This window comes from Ruminococcus gauvreauii, assembly GCF_025151995.1.
GTDB classification, from domain to species: domain Bacteria; phylum Bacillota; class Clostridia; order Lachnospirales; family Lachnospiraceae; genus Ruminococcus_G; species Ruminococcus_G gauvreauii.
Map to the genome: position 1 here is coordinate 1,286,968 of NZ_CP102290.1, position 20,574 is coordinate 1,307,541.

Below are 20,574 nucleotides of genomic sequence, written 5' to 3' on the forward strand. Positions count from 1 at the left end.
CAGGCAACAAGGTGCCCGGCAGCGTTCTTTTTATTACATAGGAAATTCCTCTGGAATCCCCTATGTAATAAAATGCACTTCGTGCATAGCTGCGCAGCTCGCGGAAAGGAAACTACTGCTTTGCAGTCCGCTCGCGCGCGGAGATTGCGCGAGAGCGCAATCTTTTTTTATGGTACGAACACGTCATCTATTCATCCACAAATTTGATCTCGCAGTCTTTTTTGAGCGCAAGATTGCATTCCACTTCCATGCACTTTATGATCCCCGCCAGGATCGGACATGAGACATGCACCGGAAAATGTTCTTTCGCATAGTCGAAGAACGGCCCCTCACCCGGTTTCTGAAGGCATACCTCAAATGCATCAAACGTATCCCCCAGCTCTTCAAACATCTTTTTCACGCTGGGACACCCTGATTTCACCTTCACTTTTACCTCTGTGTCGTCATCCGACACAGCTTCTGCGCTCGTGATAAAACCGCAGATACCAGGATTGATCATTACTTTCGTCATAACATCCCCTTCTTTCCCTGAATACAGTTATAATGTTTTTATGCGTTTGATAGCCGCCACGGTATTCTCATAGCTTCCGAATGCCGTCAGGCGGAAATATCCCTCTCCGCTGGGTCCGAATCCTGATCCCGGTGTACCGACTACACCGGCCCTCTCAAGCAGGAAGTCAAAAAACTCCCAGGAGGTCATGGAACCCGGTGTTTTCAGCCAGATATACGGGGCATTGACGCCTCCCGATACGCTGTAACCGGCACTCTTCAATCCCTCATAGATCACGTTCGCATTGTTCATATAGTATGCGACCTGTTTTTTCAGCTGCTCTTTTCCCTCGGGTGAATATACCGCCTCACCCGCTCTCTGGATCATATAGGGCGCTCCGTTGTATTTCGTACCGTGACGCCTTGCCCACAGCGCGTGCAGAGAGATATCTCCGCACTTCAGATCTTTTGGAACAACCGTAAATCCCAGACGCACCCCGGTAAATCCTGCATTCTTAGAGAAACTGCGAAGCTCAATCGCACACGTCCTCGCCCCCGCACACTCATAGATACTGTGCGGCACATCCGCTTCCGATATATATGCTTCATAGGCGGCATCATAGATGATGACGGCTCCCACTTTATTGGCGTAATCCACCCATTCCTGCAGCTGCGCCTTCGTGATCGCAGAACCCGTTGGATTGTTCGGGAAACACAGATAGATGATATCCGGTGTTTCTCCCGGCAGTTCCGGCGCGAAATCATTGGCGTCCGTACACGGCATGTAGATCACATCGCTCCAGGTCTCCGCGGATGGATCATACGTCCCGGTTCTTCCCGCCATCACATTCGTGTCCACATATACGGGATACACCGGATCACAGACCGCAATCTTATTATCCGTGCTGAAGATTTCCTGTATATTTCCTGAATCACACTTGGCACCGTCCGATACAAAAATTTCATCCGCCGCAATTTCACATCCGCGGCCGGCGTAATCGTTTTTTGCAATTGCATTTCTCAGAAACTCATAACCCAGATCGGGTGCATACCCACGAAACGTCTTTGCATCTGCCATTTCATCGACGGCGGCGTGCAGGGAAGATATGATAGCCGGCGCCAACGGCTGCGTGACATCACCGATTCCCAGACGTATGATACTCTTTTCCGGATTCTCCTTCTGAAATGCATTTACCTTTCCGGCAATCCTGGAAAACAGGTAACTCCCCGGTAATTTCAAATAATTCTCATTTATCTTAAACATCGCGACCTCCTCAGATCTCAATTTCTCCGTCAAATACCACCGTTGCAGGTCCGGTCATATAAACCTGATTCTCCTCCCGGTCCCAGCAGACAGTCAGATCCCCGCCGAGCAGTTTCACGGTGATCTCATCCGCCGTATAGCCATTCAGAGCGCTGGCGACAGCTACCGCACAGGCCCCTGTGCCGCACGCAAGTGTCTCACCCGACCCGCGCTCCCATACGCGCATTTCCACCAGGCCGCGGTCGATCACGCGCACGAACTCCGTATTGATCCGGTCCGGAAAACGCGGATGATTCTCGAACATCGGCCCTGTCTTCTCTATTTCCAGCCCTGCAACATCTTCCATATATACTACCGCATGCGGATTCCCCATGGAAACCCCGGTCATACGGTACACCTGCCCGCCGACCTCAATCGGTTCATTCACCACATTGTCATGATCGGAAATGATGGGAATCCTCCCCGCTTTCAGATCGGGGGCTCCCATGTTCACCCTCACCGTGGAAACGAGCCCTTCCGAAAGCGTCAGGTCCAGATATTTGATCCCGCTCTTCGTCTCGATGGCGATCCGGGTTTTGTCCGTGAGCCCGTAATCATAGACATACTTAGCCACACACCGTATGCCGTTTCCGCACATCGCGCCCTGGGACCCGTCGGAATTATACATATCCATCATAAAGTCTGCCTTATCAGAAGGTTTGATCAGGATCAGGCCATCGGAGCCCACGCCGAAATGGCGGTCGCTGATAAATCTGGCCGTCTCACACGGATCGTCCACCGTCTCCTTCAGACAGTTTACATAAACATAATCATTTCCAATGCCGTGCATTTTCGTAAATTTCATTTTTACCTCCCATGCCGTAATTCTCACCTGCACTTATTATTAACTATTGATTATAACCTATAACAGTGCAACTTACAATTCATCAGGCATAAATATTTCAGCCGGGAGATCTCACATATTGTAACAGCACAGAATCATCTCCGCTGTCTCTGCCATATGATTGCCGCTGTCCATACTGCATTTCTGAATATAACGGTGTGCCTCCTCCTCCGTCAGCCGGTTCCTTTCCATCAGAAGTTTTTTCGCCTTTTCTATCACGGCTTTCTCCTTTTCGGAACGCTTGCGGGGCCCGGTCATGCGCTTCCTTCTGTTCCGTGACCCCTGCCCGGTCATCAGGCTCAGCGTGTCCAGCAGCTCCTGTACTTTGAGAGGCATGCCGACAGACACCACTCCGGTGCTTCCGCAGTTCCCCAGTACCCGATCCGAGGCAACGAGCAGCATTTCAAAGTTTGCCGGAAGTTCTTCCCTCAGTTCCGAATACAGCATATCTGCAAGCCGGTACCCGCAGATCACAATTCCGTCTGACATATGATCGGCGTGATTCAGCACCTGAGCCCCTGAAGTACAGGCCGCCAGCACTTCAAAGCCATGGCGTATCAGCAGATTCTTTATGTTTTTCACATCTTCTGTCCTGGGAAAAACCACAATTATATTGCTCACACTTACGCCTCCTATCATAACACGTTCACACGATCATACAGGCGCATCAGATTTTATACAGATACTGGTCTATCTCCCATTCCGTCACCTGAGCCGTATAAGCCTCCCACTCTGCCCTTTTCGCTGTGACATACCGTTCCACAAATGCGTCTCCAAGCACTTCTTTCATAAATTCACTCTTCTCCAGTTCCCTGACCGCTTCCAGAAGATTTGCCGGGAGCGCCGTGATGCCCGCCGCCTTTTTCTCGGCGCGGCTCATCTCAAAAATATTGCGTTTGACAGCGTCCGGCGGCATGATCTGATTCCTAATGCCGTCAAGACCGGCTGCAAGACATACTGCAAGTGCAAGATACGGATTCGCGGCGGGGTCCGGGCAGCGGAGTTCAATGCGTGTTCCCTCCCCCCTCTCCGTCGGAATCCGGATCAGGGGACTCCTGTTTTTAACCGACCATGCGATATAGACCGGCGCCTCAAAACCGGGAACCAGACGTTTATAAGAGTTTACAAGCGGATTGGTGACCGCAGCCATACTCTTCATATGTCTCATAAGTCCGCCGATAAAACAGTACGCCTCATGACTCAGTCCCACGGCATCTTCCTCATCCCGGAAGATATTATAGCCGTCCTTCGACAGCGACATATTAATATGCATACCGGAACCGTTGATACCGTATTTGGGCTTCGGCATAAATGACGCATGCAGGCCCCGGCGCTTTGCCATTGTTTTCACCGCCAGTTTAAACGTCATGATATTATCCGCCGTGATAAGCGCCGGTCCGTACTTAAAATCAATCTCATGCTGTGCCGGCGCCACTTCGTGATGGGAAGCCTCTATTTCAAATCCCATCTCCTCAAGCGTCAGCACCATATCGCGCCTTGCATTCTCACCGAGGTCCACCGGTCCCAGATCGAAATACCCCGCCTTCTCATGGGTGATCGTGGTTGGCAGTCCGTCATCATCTGTATGAAAGAGAAAAAATTCGCATTCAGGGCCAACGTTAAATTCATATCCCATATCGTCCGCCTGTTTCAGCACTCTCTTCAGAATATGGCGCGGGTCTCCCTCAAACGGTACCCCTTCCGGCCGGTACACATCACAGATCAGTCTGGCTACTTTCCCCTGCTGCGGCCTCCATGGGAAAATTTCAAAAGAATCCACATCCGGGTACAGATACATATCGGACTCTTCGATCCGGACAAATCCATCAATGGACGAACCATCAAACATGCACTCATTGTGCAGCGCCTTCTCCAGCTGGCTGGAGGTGATCGCTACATTTTTAAACACACCGAACATATCTGTGAACTGGAGGCGGATAAATTCCACATCCTCCTCCTCCACAATCTGCAAAATATCTTCCTTCGTGTATCTGGACATAGTCATCTCTCCTATCTCTTCTTTTTAAACTCATATTTTCAAAAAAGTATACAAAAAGGGCGTTCTTTTCCCCAAAGAACGCCCTTGTTCTGCTAACATCATAGCAGGCGCCTTTCCATTTGTCAATCCCGGTCCGCCCATTGCAACAAACTGTACATTACATTTTTTTATTTGTATGGTTTCCATATAATCAGACTTTACTATTTGTTTATTTTTACGGTTTACGCGGTCGTTTTCTACAATTTTCTGTACGTTTTTCTTTCATTTTTTCCGCTTTTATAAATTTTTTATAAACTCAACCAACTTTCGCGTCTCCTACATATTGTACGAAAATCAAAAAAACTATCTTACGGAATGTAGGATTAACCTGCAGACCCAAAACGGATATAATGAAATAGATATGATTATTCCCTCAGGACACACGGGGAAGGGTCCCGGGAATCGAAAAAATGAAGGAGGGTTACACATGAGCACACCAAACAAACAACCAAAAAAAGAGCTCAGCAAAGCGCTGAAACTGTTCTATGGTGTTGGTGACTGCGGCTTTACGCTGATGACCAACGTGGAAAGTTATTTCTTCAATTTCTTTCTGACAAACCTGGCTCAGTTCGGCCTCGGTACCGTAACACTGATCACCACAATTTCCAGCGCAGTTGACGCCTGTCTGTCATGGATGTACGGCGCCGTACTGAACAGTATCAAACCAAAGAAATGGGGACGCTATCGTTCCTGGCTGATTTTACTTCCATGGCTGGTCCCATTCTTATTTGCGTTCCAGTTCCTGAAGATCGGTGACGGAGTCCTATCCGTCGTCATCATCATTGTAGCTACGATCGCCAGCCACGTCGTATGGAACTTCCCTTACGTGGCAAATGTATCCATGATCGCGATCGCCGGCCAGACACCCGATGACAGAGCACAGCTCTCTTCCACAAGAGCCGCATGGGCAAACTTCTCAAAAGTTATCTTCTCCTATGTCGGACCGCCTCTGGCTGCAGTTTTTGCAGGGATCATCGGAGAGACAAGCCAGTACGGCGCAACGGCATTCGTACTCGGCTGGGTAATGGCAGCTTTATATTTTGCACACTTTAAAATGTTCGACGGCTATGAAGAAGTCGACATGGAAGCAGTAAAAGACCGCAGCAAAGATACCACAAAGACAAGCGGCATGGACCTCGTAAGAGCGCTTCTGCAGAACCCGCCGCTGATCATCCTTTTGATTTCAGATCTCGCAAAATGGATGTTCAACTTCGTAGTATCCGGTGTGGCAGTTTACTATTTTACATACGTCGCAAAGAATGCAGGAATGCTTGCGACTTATATCCTGATCTCCAATATTCTCTGTGTTATCGGTTCTTACCTGGCAAAGAATATGGCGAAAAAATTCTCCACACGTAAGACAACGATCGGTATCTTCCTGCTGATGGCAGTCGTTCTGATCATCGCCAACTTCACATACACCAACGTGACGCTTGTCATGATCCTGATGTCTCTGGCACAGTTCGGTTACGGCGTTGCCTACGCATGTACACCGGCACTGTACGCAGATACCATCGTTTATTCCGAGTGGAAGACCGGAAAGAATGCAACCGGATGGATCAGCGGTCTTCAGAATGTTCCGCTGAAAGTCGGCGTTATGTTCCGCGGTATCATTATCTCCGCATGTCTCGCAGTCGCAAACTTCGATCCAAGCATCGAGGCTGCTGCTGCTACCGTTGAGCTTCAGAAAGGCATCTGCCTCGCATTCATGGTAATTCCGGCATGTGCATTGATCGTTGCAGCCCTGCTGCTCGCGTTTGGATTCCGCATCACAAAAGAAAAAGTAGAACAATACCAGGCTGAAATCGCTGCTCGTCAGTAATACGGAGGACAATATGAGACGAACCCAGATTGCCGGTGCAATATTAGCATGTGCAGTTCTGGTTGGTATGTTTTTCGTTCCGGAGAGCATTGGTCTTGGCAGAGAGGGAATAAACACTCTTGGGGTTCTGATAGCCATTATTATCGCTTTGGTTACAGAGCCCCTTCCCCTTGGAATCGTCTGTATGCTCGGAGTCCCCATGATGGTGGTCTTCGGCACGGTTCCAAATATCGGTCAGGCCTTATCCGGTTACACCAACCATATTCTGTTTTTTGTACTGGTTTCTTTCGGAATTTCCGAAGCAATTGCAAAAGTACCGCTTTCCAAACGTCTGCTGGTACTGTTGATTAAACTGTTTGGCACAAAAACAAAGAACATCCTGCTCGCACTGATGCTGTGCGCGGCTGTATTATCTTCCATCATGTCAAATGTAGCTACGACGGCAGTATTTGTCACTGTAGTCCTGAGCTTTTTGAATGTTTACGAAGACAAGGAAACCCGCAGCCGCAGCGGAAAAGCATTTATGATCGGACTTCCGATCGCAAGCATGATCGGCGGTATGATGACACCTGCGGGAAGCCCCCTGAACATGCTCGGAATGGATTTTCTGATCGAATCCGGTACCAGGATCTCCTTTGTGCAGTGGATGTGCATCGGTATTCCCATCGCGCTTATATCCCTGTTCGCCGCATGGCAGCTTATCTCGTTTGTATTCAAACCCGCGGAGATTGGCGATGACAAAGTAAAAGCTTATATTACCAGTTTGAATATTCCGAAAAAATTTGATTTTCATGAAAAATACGTGTCAGTCATAATACTGTGCACATTCACACTGTGGGTCCTGTCTTCCTGGATTCCGGCCTTAAATATCACCGTTGTCGGAACAATCGCCTTTGCGTTCCTGTTCCTTCCCGGCATTGAGGTCCTCAACTGGAAAGATTACACACGTACCGTGAGCTGGGCATCCTTCTTTCTGATTGGAACTATGATGTCCCTGGGCAACGCCTTAAAAGTTAACGGCGTCAGCGAATGGCTGGTCGATCTTCTGTTCAGCAGCCAGATCGATCTTCCCCTCGTCCTGCTTGTAGCAGTGATCTGCCTGATCGTATTTCTCCTGCTGATCCCGATTCCGATCGGGCCGGCTCTGATCTCCATGCTGGGCGGTTCTTTCCTCTCCATGGCAGGTGCATGGGGAATATCACCGACACTGCTGATCATGCCGCTGACCATCTGCGCATCCTGCTGTTTCCTGCTGCCGCTGGATACAGTTCCGCTTTTGACCTATGCTACCGGCTACTACAAAATGGGCGAAGTGCCCAAAGTATCGATTCCGATTCAGATCGTCATCACACTCTGTGTTTCCATCTGGGTTCCGGTTGCGCTTGGCTTTTTAGGTTTTCTTTAACACACAGAAAGGAGTTTCATTATGACTGCATTTAACGAAAAAGAATTAGAAGTAATCGGCGAATACAGTATGCCGGGCATCTACGGCGCCCCGGACTGTATCGTTCCGAAACAGAACCGCCCAATCACTCCAAAGGAAAACATGCTCCGCATGCTGAGAGGAGAAATGCCGCTCTGGGTTCCGAACCAGACTTATGATAATAATGCCGTCCAGCCGATGGTCCAGCCCGACGCTTACGCGAGAGCTTTTGGCGGAACTGACTGGTTTGGCATCGAGTGGGTTTACGAACCTCTTTCCAACGCGGCTATGGTAAAACCGGGAACCCGGCGTTTATCTGACATTACTAACTGGAAAGAAGAACTCCCGTTTCCTGATCTCTCCGCTATCGACTGGCAGAAGGATTACGAGGAGAATTTCAAAGACCGCATCGCCGAGGACCGTTTCTCATACTTTCCGATCGTAAACGGACTCTTCGAGCGCACCGCCGACCTCACCAGCTTCGAGGACGCTTTCTGCTATCTTCTCGAGGAACCGGAAGTTCTGACAGAGTTTTACGATGCGCTGGTTGACTGGCACATTGAACTGATCAAAATTGCTCATGACGTTTACCATGTAGATATGATCCTGTTCCACGACGATATGGGAACACAGAGAAGCACATTCTTCTCCCCGGATCTCTATGAAGAGCTCCTGCTTCCGCAATACCAGAAGATCACGAAGGCAGCTCATGACATGGGCATGTACATCTGCCTGCATTCGTGCGGATGCATCGGCACGCTGATGCCCCTCATCATCAAGGCCGGCTTCGATGCCTGGGAGGGACAGGACAGCGCAAACGACAAGAAAGCGATCATGGAAACATACGGAAAAGATCTCGCACAGTGTACGCTGTACATCATCCCGGCGGAGATGAGCGACGAGGATGCCGTGGCACACATTCACAAAACCGTGGATGACCTTGCAATGACCGGACGTTTTGCCTGCCGGCTGCGCGACAACAAACCAGACCGCGCAGTCAACCTTGCAGATGAGCTGTACCGCTACAGCCGTATAAAATATCTGGAAATGCAGAAATAACAGAATACCGGTTCAAAAAACCATGAAAAAGTCCGGTTTCCGGGAGTTTGTCTTCCCCGAAACCGGACTTTTCTATATTTCTATCCCAAATTCCTGCCTCAGCAGTTCATGATACCGTCTGTCATCTCTCACCGTCTCCTCTTTGCGCACGCCGTCAATCGTTTTCGCAAAGGTATCTCCCACCAGCGAAATACTGCCGCCATGAAGCCTGCGGTTGATCATGCGCTGTTTTACAAAAACCGAATCGGGATGTGTGGAACAGTAGTGATTCAGCGTCACGAACTCCACTTCATCCTGCGGCATCAGCGTAAACTGCATGATATCCACCCATGTTCCAGCGGTCACGTACGACAGCATCCACCAATACTCATCACTTTTCTGTACACGGAATTTCTGCCCCGCACAGATCTTCTCAAAGCCGTCTTCCACCTTCACAGCTCCGCCGGGCTGCGGTCCTCCGTAACCGACGTCACAGAAATAAACGCCGTCCTCAAGCGTTACGAGCGACCCCACGTGCAGAACCGGAGGCAGATAATCCTTTCCCCGGACGATCCTACAGCGGCAGGCACAGGCATCATAACCTAACGCATTTAAAAGTTTCAGGAACAGCGTATTCAGTTCGAAACAGTATCCCCCTCTTTTCCTGGTCACAATTTTATCGAAAATATCTTCCGTACCTATGGAAATCGGAAGATTCCTGTCGTACACGTCAATATTCTCAAATGGAATTTCACACTGATGGGTATAGACCAGCCTGTCGAGATACGCTTCATCACACTGCTCGGGCGCCTCCAGCCCCAGTCTTTCAAGGTATGCTCCGACATCGGGAATCTCACGGTAAAGCTCTTCGTACATATCTTTTCATCTCCTGTCATTATAAATTAGCTTATCCACAGTTTAACACTTCAAATCCTCAGTGAAAACGTCTTTTTTTTCTTTTTTTAATTATCCTACAAACCGTTCAGTCAATCCCAAATATATGGTATGCAATGTAGGATTGCTGACAGATTTCCCCTATAGTATAATAGAGAAAACGCCATGTTATATAGTTCAACGTATTGTATGAATAATCACGAGAACGAAATGTATTGGAGGAAAAAAGGAGGAATTCACATGTTAACAGCAAAACAAAATTTTCTGGAAACGATCAAGGTTGACGGCAAGCCGGACCGCCTGGTAAATCAGTATGAACCATTCGTACATATTGGTAATGATCCGCTCAGTGTATATACCCGCGGAAACCGTGTCCGCGGCAAAACAAGCGTAGACAGATGGGGGACAACGATCCTGTTTCCCGAAGACGCTCCGGGACCGATGCCTCACGTCACTGATGACTTGAAAGTGTGCCCTGACGTTACAGAATGGCAGAAATATGTAAAAGTACCGGATCTGCTCGGCAACTGCAGCGAGGGATGGGAAAATGCACTTGCAACTGCTGCAGAGGTAGACCGTGACGAAAAACTGGTCATGGGCTTCATGGGTACCGGTATTTTCGAACAGTGTCATTTCCTGATGGGCTTTGAAGATACGCTGATGAACTTCTTACTGGAGCCGGAAGCAATGAAGGATCTCGTTGCAACTGTAGCTGAATACCGTTTCCAGTATGCGAAACTTCTTGTTGACAATCTGAAACCTGATGTCATCCTCTCCCATGACGACTGGGGTGCAAAACACAGCCTGTTCATGGATCCGGATATCTGGAGAGAATTCTTCAAAGAACACTACCGCAGAATCTACGGTTATATGCGTGAACATGATGTGATCGTAATCCACCATGCAGACTCCTTCCTGGAGCCGATCATCGAAGATATGGCAGAGATCGGAATTCAGGTATGGCAGGGTGTTCTTCCTGAAAATGACATCGTAGGGATGCAGAAAAAACTGAACGGTAAAATGACCCTGATGGGCGGACTTGACGCGACAATCGACCGCGTTGATTCCACAGATGAGGAAATCCGTGCAAGCGTACGCAAAGCCTGCGAGGCTTACGGACCCGGCGGACATTTTATCCCGTGTATGACATATGGTTTATCCGGAACAATTTACCCGCATACTGATGAGATCATTCGAGATGAGATCGAACAGTATAACAAAGACACTTATAAATAATTTACCTTTCACCTTCCGGGACCGCCGTCTGGCGGTCCTTCCCTTTTGCATTTTTTTATCATTTTTGTTATACTGTCAAAAGAATCAACTGTTTTTTATGTACAATCCGCACAAAGAAAGGCTGAACATCCATGCAGAAAAAAGTGTATCCTGACTCAGCGCCTCCCTCAGAAGGCTTTTTACTGAATATGCAGATACTTGCAGACTCTCTGGAAGACAGGTTTGATATGCTGGAATTTTCCCCTGCCGGTAACCGTCCAACACTGAAAAGCATACGCCACTACCGAAACGGGACCGCCCCGACCATCGGGTATGCGTATATCCTGTGGGCGTTTCAGATCAATGAACGTTTTGCCTCTTTGCAGGACGTTTCACTGATCATCATCGGAGAACCGGAGCGGACCATGCTTTCCGCCAGTACCTCCTACATCATTTTAGCTGAGAATGCCGATATCTCGGAGGTCTTCGACTTTACAACAGATATTTTTCTCCGCTATTCTGCCTGGGACCTGGCGCTGCAGAAAGCCCTGAACAGCGATAACCCCCTTAACGACATGCTTCAGGCCAGCCTTAGCATCTTCCGCAACCCCATGTTTATTCATGATACCGATTTTTATATCCTGGCATGTCCGAATGTCGTCGAAGGCATGACTGTGTGGAGCCGCGATTCCAGGAACGGCCGGGATATGGTCCCTCTGGAAGTCATCAACGACCTCAAGATCGACCATGAGTATATCCACACGCTGCAGACCCAGAGTGCCGATATGTTCTCCGCCAATCAGCGCGGTTACCGCATTCTGTATAACAATCTCTGGAACGGTAACCGTTACGAAGGCCGTGTCCTGGTCAATGAGCTCCAGAGCATAATCAAGCCGGGAGACTACCTTGCACTGGAGTACCTGTCCAGCATCGTACTCGCATGCATCTCAGAGCGCAACGTTTTCTGGACCAGTCTCGGCAGGAATGCGGAAGAAATATGCAAACAGATTCTCAGCCAGTCTGTCACTGACGAGCGCGAGATCAGCCATCTTCTGCGCTTTCTGGGCTGGGGATATCACGATAAATATATCATTATCAAGCTGGGAACAGAACACTCCAACACCGATTACCGCTTCACCACCAGCACCTTTGGTTACATCGAGTCCCAGGTAGCCGCAAGCCACGCCTTTTTCTACGACCAGAGCATTGTTGTGATCGTCAATCAGACGGTGGGCAAAAATACGACGCCCCAGATCGTCAGCAACATGGCGTGGCTGATACGGGAAGGTCTGTTCAAGATGGGCGTCAGCAATGAAATCTTTGACTTCTCACAGATTCACCAGGGGTACCGCCAGGCGTCCATCGCGCTTGAATACGGCAGCAGGAGCAACAGCATGATCTGGTGTTATGATTTTAAGGATTATGTACTGGATTACATGTTTGATAAAATCTGTGAAGATATCCCGTATGAGTATCTCTGCGCGCAGTCCATCCAGCAGCTCGCACACTACGACGAACAGCACAACACGAAACTGAACGAGACGCTTGAGACTTACCTGCGGCTGGAGCGAAACGTTGTACAGACTGCAAAGACGCTGTACATCCACCGCAGCACTCTGTTCTACCGGCTGGACCGCATCCAGCAGCTGACCAGCCTGGATCTGGACGATCCCCGCATCCGTCTTTACCTTGAAATCTCTTATCAAATGAATAAATAGAAACAGAATACGTGAAAAGTTATCAAAAAGGACCGGTTTGCTCATGCAATGAAACATGCAGACCGGTCCTTTTTGAATGCGGCAATTAATTTCTGCCGAAAATATTTAAGATATCTTCACAGCCCTGTGGCTCTTGAATGACTCCGCCGCGGCAAACGCCATCTCCGTAGATTTCGTTCCGTCGTACACCGTTACGCCCGGCTTTCTTCCCTCCCTGATACAGGATATGAACTCTTCCATCTCAAGCTGATAGGATTCTGCAAATCTGACTGGAAACGATTCCACACACTCCTGCACCGCCCCGTGTTTATCATAGATAACCGCCAGATTCTTTGCCGGGACAGGGCTGATCCGGATGGATCCCTCCGTGCCCACGATCTCTGTCTCAATATGATAGCCGTGCGGCGCCGTTCTGCCCACATGAATCTGCCCGAGCGCCCCGTTTTCAAACTCAAACATGGCACAACCAGTCTCACAGTCTCCATTCTCCTCAAATTCCGGATGCTTGAAGGTGCAGCCGAGTGCATACACTTCCGTTGCATCAGCCCCCAGGAACCAGCGCATCAGGTCAATGTCATGGATCGCCATATCGATGTAGATCCCCCCGCTTGTTCCGCAGAATCTGATAGCTCCTTCCACGAGCGCTTCGGGGTCAATCCCTGTTGCCTTCACCAGATACGGTTTCCCGATCGCACCCTCGTCGATCTTCTTCTTTGCATATGCATAAGACTGGTCGTACCGGCGCATAAATCCCAGGAAAAAGACTCTATCCGAGTATTTTTCCACTGCGCGCTCCGCCTGCCTGCACTCCTCAATCGTGACGCCGAGGGGTTTTTCGCAGAAGACATGCTTGCCCGCCGCAAGAGCGGCCTCGATCTGCCAGCAGTGTTCCCCGCTTGTCGTCACGATCGCCACCGCGTCAATGTCTGCCTTTCCCAGCATCTCATGAAAGTCCGTGTACACATCGTTCACACCGAGCTCCCGTTTCGCATAGTCCAGCTCCGACTCCATGATCGAGCACGCCGCAGTCAGCGACGCCCCCGGAATCCTGTAGCATAGATTTTTTGCATGCACCTTTCCCAGGCGCCCAAGACCTGCAATTCCCACTTTTATAGTTGACATAATGTATTCCTCCTGTTTTCCCTTTACCTGTTATCGATCTTATGGATATCCAAATGTCCTGTCCGATGCGGCGCCTCTTGTGCATCTGATGTGGTTATTATATAATACAGAAAAGCGCTTCACACTATCGCCATTTGCCCTAAAATATACATTTCTTGCCCAGATAATCAGGAGGATTTATGGAAAAAATACACGAAGAGGGGATCATCCCGAATGAAAAGGGGATTTTAAAAAGAGACGGCATTTACTTTCATTCACCCTCAGAATTTGCAAAAGAGCACCTGTTTTGTGTGCTTTGGGGTGCTGAAGACGTCTGTGATTTTCCCTACCGGGTCAGGCGGGAATACCTGAACGCCTTTATGTTTACCAGAATCCTGGAAGGTTCTCTCCACTATGAGTACCGAGGAAAAACATTTATTGCCCAGGCAGGTGACATCGTGCTCCAGGACTGTAAACTGTTCAACCACTACTGGGCCGAAGAGCGTGTGCGGCTGCAGTTCATCCACTTTTCCGAAGGGGTCACACAGCCCTACTGCGACATGCTCTATGAACAGTACGGCGCCTGTTTCCGCAACTTTTCAACTGCGGGACCTCTATTCGATGACATGCTCACCGAACTTCAGAAATCTTCCCCGAATGACCACCAGCTCTCTTTTCTGGTCACGGATCTGTTTCGGCAGCTTTCTATTCCGCAAGACCGGCAGGTGAATCCCTCCGTCAGGAAAGCAATGGAGTATATGAACAGTTTCTTCTGCGAAGAGCTGACATTGGCGGACGTCTGCAGCCATGTCTCATTGAGTCCGTACTACTTTTCCCGGCTTTTCAAGCGGTATACTTCGCAGTCACCGCATCAGTACCTTCTGGGGCTTCGTTTGAAACATGCAAGGATGATGCTCGCCGAGACCCGGGAATCCATTGAAACGATTGCAGCAGCCTGCGGCTTCGCCAGCACCTCCCACTTCATCCGGGCATTTAAAAAAGAAGCCGGCGTGACACCGGCCTCTTTTCGAAAGCTCTTTGAATCTCCTCCATGATGTTATTGACAGTCCACCCAGACGGCGCCATTGTCCGCGGAACGCACGCAGTCTTCCACCCAGCGGACGCCCTCTGCGCCTGCATGAATATCGGGATACCAGAACTCGACGGCTTCCCCCCGGTCTGCGGCATCCATCGCGCACGCGAAACGGCTGTACAGATTACTCCATGCCTCAAACAGCCCCTCAGGATGCCCTGCCCCGATGCGGTCGTCCGAAAGCGCCGACGGTTCCAGGTAGCCCATGCCGCGTTCCAGAATGCGTACCGGCTCTCCCTGTACTTCCAGCGTCAGCTGATTGGGATGTTCATCCCACCATTCCAGCGACGCTTTCTCACCGATGACACGGATTTTTTGTCCATGCATGGAGCCGCAGTTCACACAGCATGACCACACATAGCCGACCGCACCATTATCGTACTCCATCACCGTCATGGAATTATCCTCAAGCGGAGCTCTTGACTTCACAAAGGACTGACGGCTGCACATCAGACGTTTCACCTTCAAGTTCGGAAGCATCACCTCCGACAGATACAGCGGATGTGTCCCGAGATCCCCCAGTACATAGGAAGGGCCCGCAACTTTCGGATCTACCCTCCATTTTGTGGACGCCGTCGTATTTTCCACCGCTGCATTGTGGAAGCCATGCGAAAACTGCATATTGACAATGCGTATTTCCCCCAGAACCCCTTCCTGTATCAGACGCCGTGCCTCTTCGATCATCTGATGCCCTGCATATCCGTATGTCACACCTACGACCCTGTTCTTCTCTGCTGCAAGCGCCTCCAGCTCCCGGGCTTCCTCCGTCGTAAAACAGAGCGGTTTTTCACATACAACGTGCAGTCCCGCGTTCAGTGCCGCCTTCGTGATCTCGAAATGTGTCCCGTTCGGTGTCGCTACGGAAACTGCCTGGATACCATCCGGACGCCTGGATTCCTCATCAAACATCGTCTTATAATCCGGATAGCATCGGTCCGGGTCCACATGGAGCATACTTCCGAAGTCCCGTCCCCGCTCAGGATCGATGTCAAAGGCTCCTGCCACAAGTTCAAAATTGAAATCCCTCAGCGCTGCCGAACGATGGATATAACCGATCTGACTTCCTCTGCCTCCGCCTGCCATCGCCCACCGCAGCGGTTGTTCTATCCTTTTTTCACCGTAATACATGAGATCCCTCCTCCTTCATGATTTTTATATGTTGTATCCCACACTTTTCAGATAGCTCACACTTTTTCTTACATCTCTGAGACTCGTGTCAGCATTGCGGGGATCGCGTTCCTGTTCAATGGTTATGTATCCGCTGTAACCGATCTTTTTTAACGTCTCCTGAATCTTCGGGTAATCCAGTGTCCCTGTCCCGATCGGACACATGGATCCTTTTGCACATCCTTCGAAAAAGCGGATGCGTTCACCCAGAACCTCCCGGTATACAGAATCGTTTACATCTTTAAAATGTACGTAATCCAGCCGGTCAGGATATCTTTCCAGCCACTCGCACGGATCCATGCCGGAGTAATATAAATGCCCGGTGTCCAGACAAAGCCCTGCTATCTCACGTGGAATATCCCTCACCACCGCTTCAATCTCGTCCGCAAACTCAATATAGCCTCCCGCGTGGGGATGGATCACGGGGCGCACCCCATACTCCGCCGCCCTCTCACAGATACCTTTGATGTGTCTCATCATCACTGACCATTTCTCCTGCGAAAGGCGCGGCGCACGGTCTGAATGGCCTGCTGCGTAATCACGTTCATCGTGCCCCCAGTCCATAACTGTCAGATACGGCGTCGGAAAATGCTGTTCCTCATACTTCGGAAGCACCGGCAGTTTCGTTATCAGTGAGCATATCTCGTCCGTCTGCCTGAGCACGTTTTCGTAATTCTCCTCATCCAGCAGATTATCGAATATCGTACCAGCCACGACAGACAGTCCGTTTTTTGTCAGTTCATCAGAAACCGTTCCCACGTCCGCAGGCAGATAACCGTACGGGCCGAGCTCAATCGCCCGATAGCCCGCCTCCCCTGCTTCCCTCAGCACTCTCTGCCACGGAGGGTTGTAAGGGTTTTTCACATCATCCACTCCCCAGCAGCAGGGAGCCCCACAAATACTTATCCTCATCGCTATAAACCTCCTTTGTCTGCACTTGTTTTCTCTTTCTACTGTCCATTATATCTGTTTAAGATTTTTTCACCTTCACAATTTTGTAAATATTTTCCCATCAAACCCGCCATTTTCCGTGCGCACCGCGGCTTTTTTCATCCGCCACTCCACTATCCTGTCATCGGCACAAAAAAAAGAACTGCCCGGCAGGATCACAAGCCGGCACAGCCCTTCTATGATTATGTTATCTATGATTGTCTGTTCGTCCCCTTCATCTCTTCTTTATAGAGCTGCCGGTACCGGATAGGAGTCATGCCTGTTGTCCTGGTAAACAGCGTACTGAAGTAATTCGTATTATCATATCCCACCATGGTCGCAATCTGTGTCGCCGAAAAATCCGTCGATATCAGCAGCGTCTGAGCCAGCCCCACCCGTCTTCGTATTACATACTGGATCGGCGTCTGCCCGGTACTGTTTTTAAAGATATGTGAGACATAAGTAGCTGAATATCCCAGATCCTTTGCGGTCATATCCAGTGTGATATTTTCCGTAAAATGCTGATTCAGATAATCACGGATCCGGAGGACATTCTGTTCTTCCGAAGTCCTCTGGGCAGCCACCGTCGGAAAGCTTTTCAGACGGCTGGTCATGACAAGAAACGAAGCACATTGAAGCTGCGCGACCAGACGTCCTTCTTCGTCCGCCCCCTCCAGTTCATACATCTGCTCGCACATGGACCGCAGTATCGGAAACAGGTTGCCCGTCTGCCGCACGTAGGGCCCGCCAGTCTCCACGAGATGGTTCCTCGGCAGGCCTTTTCTCTGAAGATTCGTTATCCCGATACAGTAGGAACCGATCTCATGCTCCGATCCCGACACGACCTCATGCAGATCACCCTGATTATAGTAAATCAGGCTCCCTTCCTTCAGCGGATAATGTTTCCCCTCGACCTGATAAGAACCCTCCCCCCTGTATATCAGAAGCAGTTCGCAGATAGACTCATGGCGGTGAAGAGATCTCAGGACCTTTTTTCGCTCGTATCCCTGCTTACTGATATAAACCATCGTCGGCAGCTGTCCGCCCTCAAAGATTTCTGCAATTTTTCGATTTGTCTCTGACCAAAGCATACCGTGTCTCCTTCCTGAAATTGTCCTGGCAAACCCAAAGAGGTGCCCAGAAAAAGTATACACTTTCCGGACACCTCTTATCAAGAAGGTTTAAGGGTAATTATTATATTCTTTATTTGTCACCGTTAAATTCTTTGATCGCATCAACCATAGCAACAATGTTCGGGATCGGTGTGTTCGCCTGGATATTGTGAATCGTATTGCAGACATATCCGCCGTCTTTTGAGAAGATATCCAGTCTCTCCAGAACCTGCTCGCGCACTTCTTCCGGAGTTCCGAACGGCAGCACCTTCTGTGTATCGACTCCGCCGCCCCAGAATACGATGTCCTTTCCATAAGTGTCTTTCAGCTTCTGCGGGTCCATCCCCTCCGCCGAACACTGCACCGGATTTACCGCGTCAAATCCGCTCTCGATCAGATATGGAAGAATCGGGAAGATGCCTCCGCAGGAATGTTTCAGTGTCTTCCATGTGGTATTCTCATGGATCCAGTCATTCATCTTCTTATAGTAAGGCAGATAGAACTCTTTGAACACTTCCGGATCCATAAACGGTCCTCTCTGAGTTCCGAAGTCTGTTCCGCAGATGAAGAGAACATCGATGTCGGAGCCAAATGCATCCCAGTATTTTTTAAAGTTCCTAATCGCAATATCTGTTCCGCGGTCAAATACTTCCTCCACATATTCCGGATACAGAAGCGGAGCCATGTACCATTCAGAAATGTCACGGATCCCCTTCGGGTGTTTCAGGTTCGGTCCCGGGATGTTGTTGGCATCGCCGAGTCCCGAGTAGCACGGTCCCACCTGGATCGCACGGTTATTGCCTTTCACTTCCTCCAGCACTTTCTTGTGATATGCAATCTGTGCGTCGGAAACTTCCATATAATCGGCCGTATTGTCAGCTGCGTCAGCCTCGTCCTCGTCGAACTCCGGAGTACGTGTCAGGTTGTCAAAATAAAACCCGTTCGCCGGCAGATGGCCGCTCGGTTCCACACTGTCATCGCCTTCCGGATACACATAGTATCCGCCGTTTCCGTCCTCTTTCACTATCGCATTGCCCGGGATCAGCACGGCCTCTCCGCGGTATGACCATTCTTTCCAGTCCGTGTTGATATGTCCGTATGTATCACCGTAGTTGTAGAGCTGCTGTACGTCCACACCCATGCATTCCTGCAGGTCCGGCTCGACAAATGCTGTCATGGTTGACATGTCATTGATCTTCGGCAGACGTTTTTCCAGTCCGTAATAGTCCCTCAGCTCTTTCAGCACGACAGCATTGATCATGGAGCAGCTCATGCCTCCGAAATCAACCGCCACCTTATCTGGCTGTGTGTGGGCAAACGTTGCCTGTACTCTCTCTTTTGACGTCATAATCCTTTTCTCCTTTTCCTCAAAACATACTTTGTATTTCTGCGCCTTCTTGTATTTCGTATGCCTTTAATATATACTATATTTTAAGGACTTTCACTGTCCGCGTATGCTGGAAAATATTCATTTTGTGCTAAAAGGAGGAGTCTATGGAAATCAAAAAAATTCCCGATGAGGGACTGATCGTGGGTGAGAAAGGCATCGTCCGCAAAAAGGGGCCTTATTTCCAGACCCCGTCACAGTTTGCCAAAAGCCATATGTTCTGTATCCTGTGGGCAAGTGAATACATCTGCGTTCCTCCCTACCGGGTACTTCGCCATTATCTAAATTTTTTTATTCTTTTTCATATTCTGGAAGGGGAACTTCTTTTCGAGTACCGGGGACAAAATTTCACAGCGCGCTCCGGTGACATTGTGCTGCTGGACTGTCATGTGCGCAACCACTACTGGACGGAAAAACGGGTGAAATTCCAGTACTTCCATTTCAGCGGCAATATCTCACAGGAATTCTGCGACATGCTGTATGAGCAGCACGGCGCTCTGTTCTCCGGAGCATCCGATGCCTCTCTGCTCTGTAACTATCTTATGAAAGAATTAAGCGGAGGCCGCCCGAATGACCATAAGCTTTCCAGCATGATCTATAATCTGCTCAGTACCCTCGCCTCCCATGAAGCCAAAATTTCAAGTCCGCCGATCGCTGATGCCCAGCAGTATATCCTGAATCATTTTCACGAACCGCTGAATGTAGAAGATATCGCCCGGCATGCCGCTCTGAGCAAGTTTCATTTTTCACGGCTCTTCCGGGAAGAGACAGGCTTTTCTCCCCACGAGTACCTGTTTAATGTACGGATGCATCATGCGCGTGAGCTTCTGAGCAACACCGGTGAGACTGTGGACAGCATCGCCGCACAGTGCGGCTTCTCCAATACTTCAAATTTTATCCGGGCATTTAAAAAGGACGTCGAAGTGACGCCCGCCATGTTCCGGAAATTCTTTGATCCCGCCGGATTTAAGATGTAAAATTCAGGGAGCGCCCGTTTTGC

At 49.6% G+C, this 20,574-nt stretch carries 18 protein-coding genes; 7 read left to right on the plus strand and 11 right to left on the minus strand.

Going from position 1 to position 20,574, the window contains the following annotated elements; translation table 11 throughout:
- Positions 1–187: 187 nt before the first annotated feature.
- From NQ502_RS06250 to glnA, 5 genes are all read right to left on the minus strand, one after another.
- Positions 188–511 (minus strand): DUF6951 family protein, encoded by a 324-nt coding sequence (locus NQ502_RS06250; protein WP_028530451.1) that lies wholly within the window; start codon positions 509–511, stop codon positions 188–190.
- 27 nt (positions 512–538) lie between these two features.
- Positions 539–1,753 carry an LL-diaminopimelate aminotransferase gene (locus NQ502_RS06255; RefSeq protein ID WP_028530450.1) on the minus strand — a complete coding sequence of 405 codons (1,215 nt, stop codon included), beginning with the start codon at positions 1,751–1,753 and terminating at the stop codon, positions 539–541.
- A 10-nt stretch (positions 1,754–1,763) separates the two neighbouring features.
- Entirely contained in the window at positions 1,764–2,597 is an 834-nt protein-coding gene (gene dapF / locus NQ502_RS06260) for a diaminopimelate epimerase (protein ID WP_028530449.1), read from the minus strand.
- 111 nt (positions 2,598–2,708) lie between these two features.
- Positions 2,709–3,257, minus strand: a complete 549-nt coding sequence (locus NQ502_RS06265) for an ANTAR domain-containing response regulator (RefSeq protein ID WP_028530448.1) — start codon at positions 3,255–3,257, stop codon at positions 2,709–2,711.
- Positions 3,258–3,303: 46 nt separating this feature from the next.
- On the minus strand, positions 3,304–4,635 hold the full coding sequence (gene glnA, locus NQ502_RS06270; RefSeq protein WP_028530447.1) for a type I glutamate--ammonia ligase: 1,332 nt from the start codon (positions 4,633–4,635) through the stop codon (positions 3,304–3,306).
- A gap of 466 nt (positions 4,636–5,101) precedes the next feature.
- Between glnA and NQ502_RS06275 the strand changes: the two genes are divergently transcribed.
- The 3 genes from NQ502_RS06275 to NQ502_RS06285 are packed head-to-tail and all read left to right on the plus strand — an operon-like array spanning position 5,102 to position 8,978.
- On the plus strand, positions 5,102–6,496 hold the full coding sequence (locus tag NQ502_RS06275; RefSeq protein ID WP_028530446.1) for an MFS transporter: 1,395 nt from the start codon (positions 5,102–5,104) through the stop codon (positions 6,494–6,496).
- Positions 6,497–6,509: 13 nt separating this feature from the next.
- Positions 6,510–7,901, plus strand: a complete 1,392-nt coding sequence (locus tag NQ502_RS06280; RefSeq protein ID WP_028530445.1) for an SLC13 family permease — start codon at positions 6,510–6,512, stop codon at positions 7,899–7,901.
- Between the two features lie 21 nt (positions 7,902–7,922).
- Positions 7,923–8,978 (plus strand): uroporphyrinogen decarboxylase family protein, encoded by a 1,056-nt coding sequence (locus NQ502_RS06285; RefSeq protein WP_028530444.1) that lies wholly within the window; start codon positions 7,923–7,925, stop codon positions 8,976–8,978.
- Between the two features lie 72 nt (positions 8,979–9,050).
- On the opposite strand, the gene NQ502_RS06290 is transcribed toward NQ502_RS06285, so the two are convergent.
- The gene (locus NQ502_RS06290; RefSeq protein WP_028530443.1) at positions 9,051–9,833 is read right to left on the minus strand and encodes an arylamine N-acetyltransferase family protein; all 783 of its coding nucleotides are present in this window, start codon (positions 9,831–9,833) and stop codon (positions 9,051–9,053) included.
- Between the two features lie 258 nt (positions 9,834–10,091).
- On the opposite strand from NQ502_RS06290, the gene NQ502_RS06295 reads away from it, so the two are divergent.
- Positions 10,092–11,087 (plus strand): uroporphyrinogen decarboxylase family protein, encoded by a 996-nt coding sequence (locus tag NQ502_RS06295; RefSeq protein WP_028530442.1) that lies wholly within the window; start codon positions 10,092–10,094, stop codon positions 11,085–11,087.
- Positions 11,088–11,275: 188 nt separating this feature from the next.
- Entirely contained in the window at positions 11,276–12,784 is a 1,509-nt protein-coding gene (locus tag NQ502_RS06300) for a PucR family transcriptional regulator (protein ID WP_169579939.1), read from the plus strand.
- Positions 12,785–12,889: 105 nt separating this feature from the next.
- On the opposite strand, the gene NQ502_RS06305 is transcribed toward NQ502_RS06300, so the two are convergent.
- Entirely contained in the window at positions 12,890–13,906 is a 1,017-nt protein-coding gene (locus NQ502_RS06305; RefSeq protein ID WP_028530440.1) for a Gfo/Idh/MocA family protein, read from the minus strand.
- A 179-nt stretch (positions 13,907–14,085) separates the two neighbouring features.
- Here NQ502_RS06305 and NQ502_RS06310 point away from each other — a divergent pair, with 179 nt between their 5' ends.
- Positions 14,086–14,940, plus strand: coding sequence for an AraC family transcriptional regulator (locus tag NQ502_RS06310; protein ID WP_028530439.1), 855 nt, complete (start codon positions 14,086–14,088; stop codon positions 14,938–14,940).
- Between the two features lie 2 nt (positions 14,941–14,942).
- Here the strand turns inward: NQ502_RS06310 and NQ502_RS06315 are convergent, their stop codons facing one another.
- The 4 genes from NQ502_RS06315 to NQ502_RS06330 all read right to left on the minus strand — a co-directional run bounded on the left by NQ502_RS06315 (position 14,943) and on the right by NQ502_RS06330 (position 19,535).
- Entirely contained in the window at positions 14,943–16,106 is a 1,164-nt protein-coding gene (locus NQ502_RS06315; RefSeq protein ID WP_028530438.1) for a Gfo/Idh/MocA family protein, read from the minus strand.
- Positions 16,107–16,130: 24 nt separating this feature from the next.
- On the minus strand, positions 16,131–17,057 hold the full coding sequence (locus NQ502_RS06320; protein ID WP_028530437.1) for a sugar phosphate isomerase/epimerase family protein: 927 nt from the start codon (positions 17,055–17,057) through the stop codon (positions 16,131–16,133).
- Positions 17,058–17,287: 230 nt separating this feature from the next.
- On the minus strand, positions 17,288–18,166 hold the full coding sequence (locus NQ502_RS06325; protein ID WP_044983691.1) for a helix-turn-helix transcriptional regulator: 879 nt from the start codon (positions 18,164–18,166) through the stop codon (positions 17,288–17,290).
- Between the two features lie 112 nt (positions 18,167–18,278).
- Positions 18,279–19,535, minus strand: a complete 1,257-nt coding sequence (locus tag NQ502_RS06330) for a uroporphyrinogen decarboxylase family protein (protein WP_044983690.1) — start codon at positions 19,533–19,535, stop codon at positions 18,279–18,281.
- Between the two features lie 146 nt (positions 19,536–19,681).
- On the opposite strand from NQ502_RS06330, the gene NQ502_RS06335 reads away from it, so the two are divergent.
- Complete coding sequence (locus NQ502_RS06335; RefSeq protein WP_028530434.1) at positions 19,682–20,551, plus strand: AraC family transcriptional regulator; 870 nt, start codon at positions 19,682–19,684, stop codon at positions 20,549–20,551.
- Positions 20,552–20,574: the final 23 nt, after the last annotated feature.